Here is an 8,960-nt window from a genome sequence, read left to right as displayed (position 1 = left end):
GCACTCGCCACCTCGGCCGGCGTTGGAAAGTGAGTGACGCCGCCTGGTTGGAGGGTCGAGGCCAATAAATTAAGCTGTCCAATCGCCGCTTTGATGGACACTTGCTGACCCAAAATCGCCCTCACGCCCGCCTCCCAACAATCCCAGACACCGGGAATTCGCAGCCCAGAACACTTAACCAATGACGACTCTATCGCCGTCAAATGCGCTTCGACCGCGGTGATGTCGGTGTCCAAATCAAACATGCGTCTTAGCTGAGTCACTAAAGGGCGTAGCAAGCGTGTGTCCTCAAGCTCAAACTCTACCCTCATCACGCCCGGTTTATGTGGATAAATGCAAATATGTGCGTGATGATGACCGACAGTGACAACGCGCGAATAATGGCGGTCACTGACCTGCTCGACTCCCTCTATTGCCCGCAAACGATAAAAATCCAGCATTTGCGACCAATCCAGTGGGCCTTTGTAAGCAAGATCAATCACAGAGTGCGATTGGGCATCACTGCCTTGCCGACGCACTTGGCTCGGCGTTAGTTTCAGCACCTGTTTAAACGCATCGTTGAAGCGCCGCACGCTTTGAAACCCACTGGCAAACGCAATCGCCCCAATCGGCATCGAGCTCGAATGGAGCAGTTGTTTGGCAAACAGCAGCTGAGTCGATTGCAGGTATTGTTTCGGTGACATCCCTAAGTATTTTTCGAACAGCTTGCGCAAATAGCGATCGCTGATCCCCAAACGCTCGGACAAATGAGGTAATCCCTTACTGTCTACCTCACCTTGCTCAATCAGAGTGATGGCACGTTGAAATGTGGTTTCCACCCCTTTCCATGCCCACGAACTCGGCGCACTGTCCGGTCGACAGCGTAGGCATGGCCGAAAGCCCGCCTGCAATGCTTGGGCGCGCTCAAGAAAGTAGGTGACGTTTTCCTCTTTCGGTAAGTTGGCTGGGCATATCGGACGACAGAAAATACCCGTTGTTTTGACGCCAATGTAGAACTGGCCGTCAAAGCGCGCATCTCGGCTTAACCTCGCTTGCTGGCATTCGTGCACACTCAATGATCCGAGCATCGCCATCGGCGATGACACGCCCTGTCCTTTTTCACCTGTGGTCATTATTCACATCGCTCTCTTGGCGCTAAGTCATAGAGAAAGTCTAACGGTTTGCACACGCAATACTAGCCATTTTCGGAACTCAACCTTGTCAACTTTTGGATGAAAACTTTGGGATGAAGATCTTGGCGAAAGTGCGAACCTCATCTAAATTAAAAGATGAACAATAAAAATAAGGTAGTTGGCTATGAATTTACACACTTGCACGATTGTCCTAAAGGACAACATCACCATGATCTGCGACAGCGTCGAACAATCGCTCGGTTACATCGACTCGCATGGCGCAGCCAATATTGACCACATTCTGATTGATGCCTCCGACGGAGCGCATGTGCAGTCGTTCCATCATTTGAGCGTTGAAGAGTCCATCGAGAGCCTGATGAATCTCTGAATGGCCTCTAGTTGTTGAGAGAGTGACTCATTCAAAAAAATTGAATGAGTCACTCAGTTTTCTCCGCTTATCCTTTCTCTGACATAGCGATAGACTGGTTATCAACTAGCCGAGCTAGACACACTTAACCGTTCTGCGATTCGTGTTTAGAGTTTAAGAACTTCATTGAAAGGATAAAATTATGGCACAGACACTCGTTCTAAAATCCAGCATCTTGGGTGAGCACTCCCAGTCAAACCAAATCATTGACAAGGTGCTAGAGGGAAAATCAGGCATCATCGAGCGTGATTTGGCCGCCAACCCAATCCCTGTTCTTGACCTTAACGTCGCTACTGCGCTTCGTAGCCCAGCAGAAGATTTATCTGACGAGCTCAAAGCAGTGCTCGCACTTTCGAACCAGTTGATCGATGAAATCAAAGCGGCCGATCAGATCGTGATTGGCGCACCGATGTACAACTTCTTGATCCCGACTCAACTGAAGAACTACTTCGACTTGATTGCTCGTGCGGGCGTCACGTTCAGCTACACGGAAAACGGTCCTGTTGGCCTACTTGAAAACAAAAAAGTCGTGGTGGTCACAACACGCGGTGGTCTACACAAAGATTCACCTCGTAACTCGATTGAAAGTTACCTCACCACGATTCTTGGCTTTATCGGCCTTACCGACGTTGAGTTTGTTTACGCAGAAGCACTCAACATGGGTGATGAGCCGGCTGCAGAAGCTCGTGAGCAAGCACTTACTCAATTGGCTGAGCTCGTATAACCCGACTTTCTCGATTGCTAGACACAAAAAAACCTCGACGCTTCACTTAATCGGATCGTCGAGGTTTTTCTTTTCTATCGAGCTAGTTTTTACCAGCCCGTTTCCAACTATTCCGTTTCAACCACTCAGGCCTACTCGTCTACCGGCCAATCCGCCATCTGCTGAAAGCTGAACGCCGTGACAGGATCGATGGTTTTCACCAACTTCTCTACCTGACTGATGGCATCAATCGACGTGCTCGCCTTGCGATAACTCAAGTAGATCGGACGATACCACTCTGCCACGTCATCCACTTTGACCAATTGCCCGCTGGCTAAGAAGGGCTCGACAAGAGAGGTCGGTAAGTAAGCACTTCCTCCCTTTTCAAGGATGAAGTCTAAAGCGATGCGCGCCGTTGAAGTACGTAGATAAGGCGCTGGGATTTTAGGGTGACGCTCAGCATGTTCAGAGGCAAACTTAGTGCCCCAATCGACATACACGTACTTGTCTTCCAGCACTTGATCCACGCTGCCCTCTGAGGTCGAAACCAAGACCAACACCACATCCGCGACTTTTTTACAATTGAGCTCATCGGCTTTGATTTGGTCAAAGGCGAACGCCATATCCAAGGTACGTTCTTGCAAACTGCGATTGAGTGCTTCTCTGCCCATGATTTCAGCCATAAAGCCATAACCACTGAAGGCATCCGTGATGAGGCTTAAGCCATTTTGCAGATACGCATCCCACACGTTTGGCGTCCCGCCTAGGGTCAGTTGCAGTGCTTTGCCATTTTCTAGGGAGAGTTCTAATTTCGCCTGCTGCAAGGTGCTGACCATCACTTCCGCGTAGCCAATCAAGCGCTCACCGGCGGAAGTCAGTTTGATGTTGTTGCGATCACGGATGAAGAGTTGCGTATCAAAATAGCTTTCCAATTGCTTAATACGTGCGCTAACCGCAGCTTGAGTGATGTACAGGTTTTCCGCCGCACGACCAAAGTGGCGTACATTGGCCAATTCTAAAAAGGTTCTGAAGACTTTAACGTCCATTAATATTCCTCAAAGTGCAAGCGTTCAAGCCTACCAAATCTTGCCATTAAGCAAACCATTGAATGGGCAAAATGTTACCTTAAAACCATAAAAATGTTTAATAGTGACAATAAAAAAGTTTTGTTTTCCTTTTGCTAACTTTGCGCCTAATTTTCGATCTGTACCGCTTAGGTCATTTATCAATTGTAGGTTACAGAGGCTACCACAATGTCTGACACTGAATTTCGTCACGGCAAAAAACGTTTTTACGACAACACTAAGTTTCCACGCGGCTTTGCTAAGTCTGGTGATTTTACGCTCGCTGAAGAAGAAATCCTAACCCTCTATGGTGACACCATGTTGGGCTTGGAGAACGGCGATCTCTCACCTGAAAACGCAGAAGAAAAGCATTTCGTAAAAGTTATCGAAAACCCTGGAAAAGCGAAAACCAAGCTGGAACGTGTGTGGTTAAAATACGTTCAACTCGCTCGTGGTCGTAAACGCTTTCACACCCTAAATGGTCGTTCAAAACCAGATGGCAATGTGGAAGATTACGCCGATGATGTGAGCTTGGTGGAAGAAGATTAATCTCGACCCGCAAGCACAGAATAACAAAGCCCAGATTGGCAACAATCTGGGCTTTAACTTTTCTGCGGCTCGGCTATTTGGCCAAAGAGGCGACCTTTTTCAAGAAGCTGTCTCTTAGATGCTCTTGGTCATACTCCAAATGATAGGTGTTGTGGAAACCGATTTTGAGTTCAACGCCGTTACCGCGTAGAAAGACGTTGTAGCCATCATAGTCGGAAAACGCTTCGACCCCTTCATACATCTTGCCAAACTCGGTCGGCGTACCGCGCGCCATTACCATCTCGTAAGCCTGCAATACTTTGGTCGGATCCAGTTCGTTTTTCATCGCTGACCCTCCTGTTATGTTCTCATTTCAAGTATGGCTCTGTGTGTACAATTTAGCCACTGGAGAACGCCAGTGACATCACGCTTTCTCTATTTACTCTTGCGGCGCTAGGGAAGATCAAACAGCAACGCTTTGACGTTGTCAGCGCCGCGGTTGATGAGCGTGATTCGAGAGGTGGACTCTACCTTTGCACCATCTCCCCCTTGTAGGGGATTCCCGTCAACCTCTAACGTGCCGTCGATTTGGTGAACATACACCTTTCGATCAGCGCCAAGCGCGTACTCCAGCGATTCCCCCGGTAATAAAATCAGCTGATGTAGTTGGGCATCTTGTTTAATATGTAAGGTACCCGCCTCGCCTGTGGGCGTCGCGATGGTCGTTAACCCAGGCGCTTGACCAAAGTCTTTTTGCTGATAGCTAGGCGTTTGACCGAAAGTGTGCGGCTCAATCCAAATTTGCAAGAAGCGCAATGCATCGGTTTTCGACCCATTGTATTCACTGTGATAGATGCCTTTTCCCGCCGACATCAATTGGAACTCACCCGCAGGCAGTGACTTAATATTGCCTTCACTGTCTTTATGTTCGATGGTGCCCTCAAGAACGTAGCTGATGATTTCCATATCTCGGTGACCGTGGGTATCAAACCCCGCTCCGGGTGCCACTTCATCGTCATTGATGACGCGCAGCGCGGAAAAACCCATCTGTTGCGGATCGTAATAGTGGCCAAATGAAAACGTGTGTTTGCTGTCGAGCCAACCAAAATTGGCGCGGCCGCGATCGTGTGCGTGTCTCACTGTGATCATGACATTACTCCTCTTTCTTTTCTCCTAGATTAAGAGATGCTTGCGCTCACAAACAGCGGATAAATTTGGCTTAATAGTTCGAAATTTTTGATGAAGCAGGCGTAAAGTAATCTTTGTCCTATCGACAAATTGTTTTTGTTGGACACCAGGGGGCGTTTGTCCGTTAATGCGCTCGTCGCGATAACCCGGTCATCAAATTAAGCCCGCGACTCGTATGATTTCTAACTACACTGAAGTCATGTTTTATTCTTTATCTTTGTGAGACTTGATGTGGAAAATTCTTCCAAACTCGACCGCGTTCGCGCTGACTACAATGTTCAACACTGGAGCCAAGGCTTTTACGGTATCGATAACCAAGGTGAGGTGTATGTGTCACCTGCGCTTGGTCAAGATCACCAAGTGCCACTGAGCAAAATTGTCGCTCAACTCGAAGAAAAGCAGCTTAATTTGCCGGTACTGGTCCGCTTCCCTCAGATTCTGCATCAACGTGTGCACGGCATCTGTGACGCATTCAACCAAGCGATTGACGAGTACCAATATCCGAATAACTACTTGCTGGTTTACCCGATCAAAGTGAACCAACAAAAAGAAGTGGTCGATGAGATCCTTGCCAGTCAAGCGCAGCTAGAGACCAAACAACTTGGCCTAGAAGCGGGCAGTAAGCCTGAGCTTTTGGCGGTACTGGCACTGGCGCAAAAAGCGAGTTCAGTGATCGTCTGCAACGGCTATAAAGACAGAGAGTACATTCGCCTCGCGCTTATCGGTGAAAAACTGGGCCACAAAGTCTTCATCGTGCTTGAGAAAATGTCCGAGCTGGACTTAGTGCTTAAAGAAGCGAAAAGTCTTGGCGTTAAACCGCGCATGGGCATTCGTATTCGCCTGGCCTCTCAAGGTGCGGGGAAATGGCAATCAAGCGGCGGTGACAAATCGAAGTTTGGTCTAGCGGCATCACAAGTGCTTAGCGTGATTGATAGGCTAACGAAAGAGAACCAATTGGACTCTTTGCAACTGGTGCATTTCCACTTGGGCTCGCAGATGGCGAACATCCGCGATATTCGTAATGGTGTCAATGAATCGGCGCGCTTCTACTGTGAACTGCGCGGCATGGGTGCCAACATTCAATATTTCGATATTGGTGGCGGACTCGCGGTGGACTACGACGGCACACGTAGCCAATCCACCAGCTCGATGAACTATGGCTTGATTGAATATGCGCGCAACATCGTCAACACGGTTGGGGATGTGTGCACGCAGTACGAACAGCCTATGCCGACGATCATTTCCGAATCGGGTCGCTCACTTACCGCCCATCACGCGGTACTGATCACCAACGTGATCGGCACAGAAGCCTACCAGCCGGAAGTGGTCAATGAGCCAGAACTTGATGACCCTCTGCTGCTACAAAACATGTGGCGCAACTGGGAAAGCTTGCAAGATGGCAGTGATGCGCGTGCATTAATTGAGATTTACAACGATACGCAAAGCGACCTTGCCGAAGTGCATTCGCTATTTGCTGCGGGGGTGTTGAACCTGCACCAGCGCGCTTGGGCAGAGCAGATGTCATTGCGTATTTACTACGAGCTCAGCCGATTGATGAGCACCAAAAACCGCTTCCATCGCCCTATTTTGGACGAACTGAGTGAGCGTTTGGCGGATAAGTTCTTCATCAACTTTTCGCTGTTTCAATCGCTACCTGACGCTTGGGGCATTGATCAGGTGTTCCCTGTCCTGCCATTGTCAGGGCTTGAGAATGTCGAAGACCGACGCGCGGTAATGCTCGACATCACCTGTGACTCAGACGGTACTGTCGATCAGTACGTCGATGGTCAAGGCATTGAGACGACTCTCCCTGTCCCAGCATGGAGCAAAGATAAGCCGTACTTTATGGGCTTTTTCTTGGTCGGTGCCTACCAAGAGATCTTGGGGGACATGCACAACTTATTCGGTGACACGCACAGTGCGGTCGTGACCGTAGATGACAGTGGCGAACCTATCATCGAGCGTATCGATGAGGGCGACACTGTAGAAGATATGATGCGCTACGTGCATATTGATGTCGATAACATCCGTGAGCACTACCGTGAACTGGTCACGCAACGCGTCAGTGAACAAGAACAGCAAAGCGTATTGCAAGAACTTGAGCAAGGCTTAAGTGGCTATACCTATTTAGAGGATTTCTAAGTGAACGATTTGTTTAGCAAAATCGATTATTCGCTCTACTCCAACGCGATGACCTTTTGTCGTCGCCCTTATATGCGCGACCCTATCGGCAGTGATGCCGATTTGGTTATCCTCGGCGTACCTTTAGATATGGCGACGTCAGGACGACCTGGCGCGCGTATGGGCCCTGACGCCATTCGTCGTGCCTCGGTCAACTTGGCTTGGGAAAGCAAAAAGTTCCCATGGGATTTCAACGTGTTCAAACGTGCTAACGTGATTGACGCGGGTGATTTGGTGTTTGACTGCGGCGACGCTGAAGACTTCACTTACCGCCTTGAAGCGGCGACCAGTGAAATCTTGCGTGATGGTAAAACCATGTTGGCATTGGGCGGAGACCATTTTGTCACCTTACCCATCTTGCGCGCCTACGCGAAGCATCACGGTGAAATGGCGCTCGTCCACTTTGACGCGCACACCGACACCTACGCGAACGGCAGCTCATACGATCATGGCACTATGTTCTATCATGCGCCAAAAGAAGGGTTGATTTCGCCTAAACACTCAGTACAAATTGGCATTCGTACGGAATACAAAAAGCAAGATCATGGCTTTAACGTCATCAATGCGATGGAAGCCAATGAACTGAGCGCGAGTGAGATTGTTGCACAAGTGCGAGACATCGTCGGCGACAAACCGGTGTACGTGACTTTTGACATCGACTGTTTAGACCCAGCTTTTGCACCCGGTACAGGCACCCCGGTATGTGGCGGTCTGAACTCTGATAAAGTGCTGAAAATCATCCGCGGTTTTGCCGGTATGAACATCGTCGGTATGGACGTCGTAGAAGTGTCTCCTCCCTACGACCACGCAGACCTCACCTCACTTGCGGGCGCCACCATCGCACTAGAGTTGATGTACGCTTGGGCAGCCAATCGCATCGAAGAATAACAACATCACTGACCAACAGGGAGCCCACGGCTCCCTGTTTTGTTTTCTGCGTTGTCATTTGAGGTGACTTACGCCACGCTCAGCGATTCGATGGCTTGCTGTATTGAAGTAAAGTGGATTTTCGTCAAGCACATTTCCACCTTGGCAAACTCATGTTCTTGTACCCATTGGGTCACTTGTTCGAGCGTAATAAGCTCGCTGTGAGGCTGGTAGTGATAGCCTTGCTCGTCTGTTGAGATGAGAAAACACCGACCACGGCTATCAATCAGCCAATCGTCTTCACTCCAGATCAGCGACGTGAGTTCACTTTCCAATATATCTTGAGAGGGTATATAGAGTAGCTCGTAATCGCCGTCTAACTTGAACATGCATGGCCATTCAATCATGGTTGAGTTTCCTATTGTGTTGTCAAACTATAAAACAAACGAGACCGTCACCGAGACAAACGCGTGATCACTCGCTTGACTATCTTGCGCGAAGGACGGATTAATCAGATGTTGATCCAACACCTGATAGCCAACAACATCCGCAAGTGAGTATGGCGAGTGAGCTTGAAACTCTTGCGAGAGAAGCAGGTAGTCCAACACATTGCCCGTTGCGAAATGATAATGTGTGGCCGCCCGGTCTTTTGCTTTGTCATTGGCTTGGTAGAGGCTCCAGCTGTCTTCGAGTGTGAGTGTCGCACTGTCGTTGCTGGCATTGAGCGTGAGTTGCCCGGTCAGTACGCTGTCCAAACTTTGATTCATATCGCCCATCAGCACAGTCGGCACCGGATGTGAACGGTAGGCGTTTTCCATCGCAATTCGAAGCATCACGGCTTCCCAGCCACGTTGTTGATGAGACAACCAGCGCCCGAGAAGTGGATGCTC

Annotated in this window: 11 protein-coding genes; 5 read left to right on the top strand and 6 right to left on the bottom strand. The window is 49.3% G+C overall.

Annotated features, from left to right (window positions below):
* Positions 1 to 1,112, bottom strand: a 1,112-nt coding sequence (locus AC6R1O_RS18680) for a bifunctional transcriptional activator/DNA repair enzyme AdaA (protein WP_500657608.1), incomplete at its 3' end; no start/stop codon positions are given.
* A 184-nt stretch (positions 1,113 to 1,296) separates the two neighbouring features.
* Between AC6R1O_RS18680 and AC6R1O_RS18675 the strand changes: the two genes are divergently transcribed.
* Both AC6R1O_RS18675 and AC6R1O_RS18670 read left to right on the top strand, forming a co-directional pair.
* Entirely contained in the window at positions 1,297 to 1,500 is a 204-nt protein-coding gene (locus AC6R1O_RS18675) for a hypothetical protein (RefSeq protein ID WP_334553147.1), read from the top strand.
* 181 nt (positions 1,501 to 1,681) lie between these two features.
* The gene (locus AC6R1O_RS18670; RefSeq protein ID WP_334553146.1) at positions 1,682 to 2,263 is read left to right on the top strand and encodes an FMN-dependent NADH-azoreductase; all 582 of its coding nucleotides are present in this window, start codon (positions 1,682 to 1,684) and stop codon (positions 2,261 to 2,263) included.
* 131 nt (positions 2,264 to 2,394) lie between these two features.
* Here the strand turns inward: AC6R1O_RS18670 and AC6R1O_RS18665 are convergent, their stop codons facing one another.
* On the bottom strand, positions 2,395 to 3,288 hold the full coding sequence (locus tag AC6R1O_RS18665; RefSeq protein WP_500657607.1) for a LysR family transcriptional regulator: 894 nt from the start codon (positions 3,286 to 3,288) through the stop codon (positions 2,395 to 2,397).
* 207 nt (positions 3,289 to 3,495) lie between these two features.
* Here AC6R1O_RS18665 and AC6R1O_RS18660 point away from each other — a divergent pair, with 207 nt between their 5' ends.
* Positions 3,496 to 3,855 (top strand): MaoP family protein, encoded by a 360-nt coding sequence (locus tag AC6R1O_RS18660; RefSeq protein WP_334553142.1) that lies wholly within the window; start codon positions 3,496 to 3,498, stop codon positions 3,853 to 3,855.
* 73 nt (positions 3,856 to 3,928) lie between these two features.
* Here the strand turns inward: AC6R1O_RS18660 and AC6R1O_RS18655 are convergent, their stop codons facing one another.
* Positions 3,929 to 4,180 carry a DUF3081 domain-containing protein gene (locus tag AC6R1O_RS18655; protein ID WP_487902985.1) on the bottom strand — a complete coding sequence of 84 codons (252 nt, stop codon included), beginning with the start codon at positions 4,178 to 4,180 and terminating at the stop codon, positions 3,929 to 3,931.
* A 107-nt stretch (positions 4,181 to 4,287) separates the two neighbouring features.
* On the bottom strand, positions 4,288 to 4,983 hold the full coding sequence (locus AC6R1O_RS18650) for a pirin family protein (protein WP_500657606.1): 696 nt from the start codon (positions 4,981 to 4,983) through the stop codon (positions 4,288 to 4,290).
* Between the two features lie 258 nt (positions 4,984 to 5,241).
* Here AC6R1O_RS18650 and speA point away from each other — a divergent pair, with 258 nt between their 5' ends.
* Both speA and speB read left to right on the top strand, forming a co-directional pair.
* Positions 5,242 to 7,164, top strand: coding sequence for a biosynthetic arginine decarboxylase (gene speA, locus AC6R1O_RS18645; RefSeq protein ID WP_334553137.1), 1,923 nt, complete (start codon positions 5,242 to 5,244; stop codon positions 7,162 to 7,164).
* Positions 7,165 to 8,091: an agmatinase gene (gene speB / locus AC6R1O_RS18640; RefSeq protein WP_487902982.1), complete on the top strand. Its 927-nt coding sequence runs from the start codon at positions 7,165 to 7,167 to the stop codon at positions 8,089 to 8,091.
* A 68-nt stretch (positions 8,092 to 8,159) separates the two neighbouring features.
* Here the strand turns inward: speB and AC6R1O_RS18635 are convergent, their stop codons facing one another.
* Positions 8,160 to 8,477 carry a DUF4144 family protein gene (locus tag AC6R1O_RS18635; RefSeq protein WP_500637376.1) on the bottom strand — a complete coding sequence of 106 codons (318 nt, stop codon included), beginning with the start codon at positions 8,475 to 8,477 and terminating at the stop codon, positions 8,160 to 8,162.
* 27 nt (positions 8,478 to 8,504) lie between these two features.
* Positions 8,505 to 8,960: endonuclease/exonuclease/phosphatase family protein (locus AC6R1O_RS18630; protein WP_500657605.1), on the bottom strand; the 456-nt coding region annotated here is incomplete at its 5' end.

It is taken from the genome of Vibrio sp. R11-SG3-ISO3-SZ, assembly GCF_059834345.1.
Note: the sequence above shows the minus strand (reverse complement) of the source record. Positions and strands in the feature narration are given on the sequence as shown.

Coding starts and splice junctions, on each gene's coding strand:
- AC6R1O_RS18675 (WP_334553147.1), top strand. CDS start 1,297: ATGAATTTACACACTTGCACGATTGTCCTAAAGGACAACATCACCATG.
- AC6R1O_RS18670 (WP_334553146.1), top strand. CDS start 1,682: ATGGCACAGACACTCGTTCTAAAATCCAGCATCTTGGGTGAGCACTCC.
- AC6R1O_RS18665 (WP_500657607.1), bottom strand. CDS start 3,288: ATGGACGTTAAAGTCTTCAGAACCTTTTTAGAATTGGCCAATGTACGC.
- AC6R1O_RS18660 (WP_334553142.1), top strand. CDS start 3,496: ATGTCTGACACTGAATTTCGTCACGGCAAAAAACGTTTTTACGACAAC.
- AC6R1O_RS18655 (WP_487902985.1), bottom strand. CDS start 4,180: ATGAAAAACGAACTGGATCCGACCAAAGTATTGCAGGCTTACGAGATG.
- AC6R1O_RS18650 (WP_500657606.1), bottom strand. CDS start 4,983: ATGATCACAGTGAGACACGCACACGATCGCGGCCGCGCCAATTTTGGT.
- AC6R1O_RS18635 (WP_500637376.1), bottom strand. CDS start 8,477: ATGATTGAATGGCCATGCATGTTCAAGTTAGACGGCGATTACGAGCTA.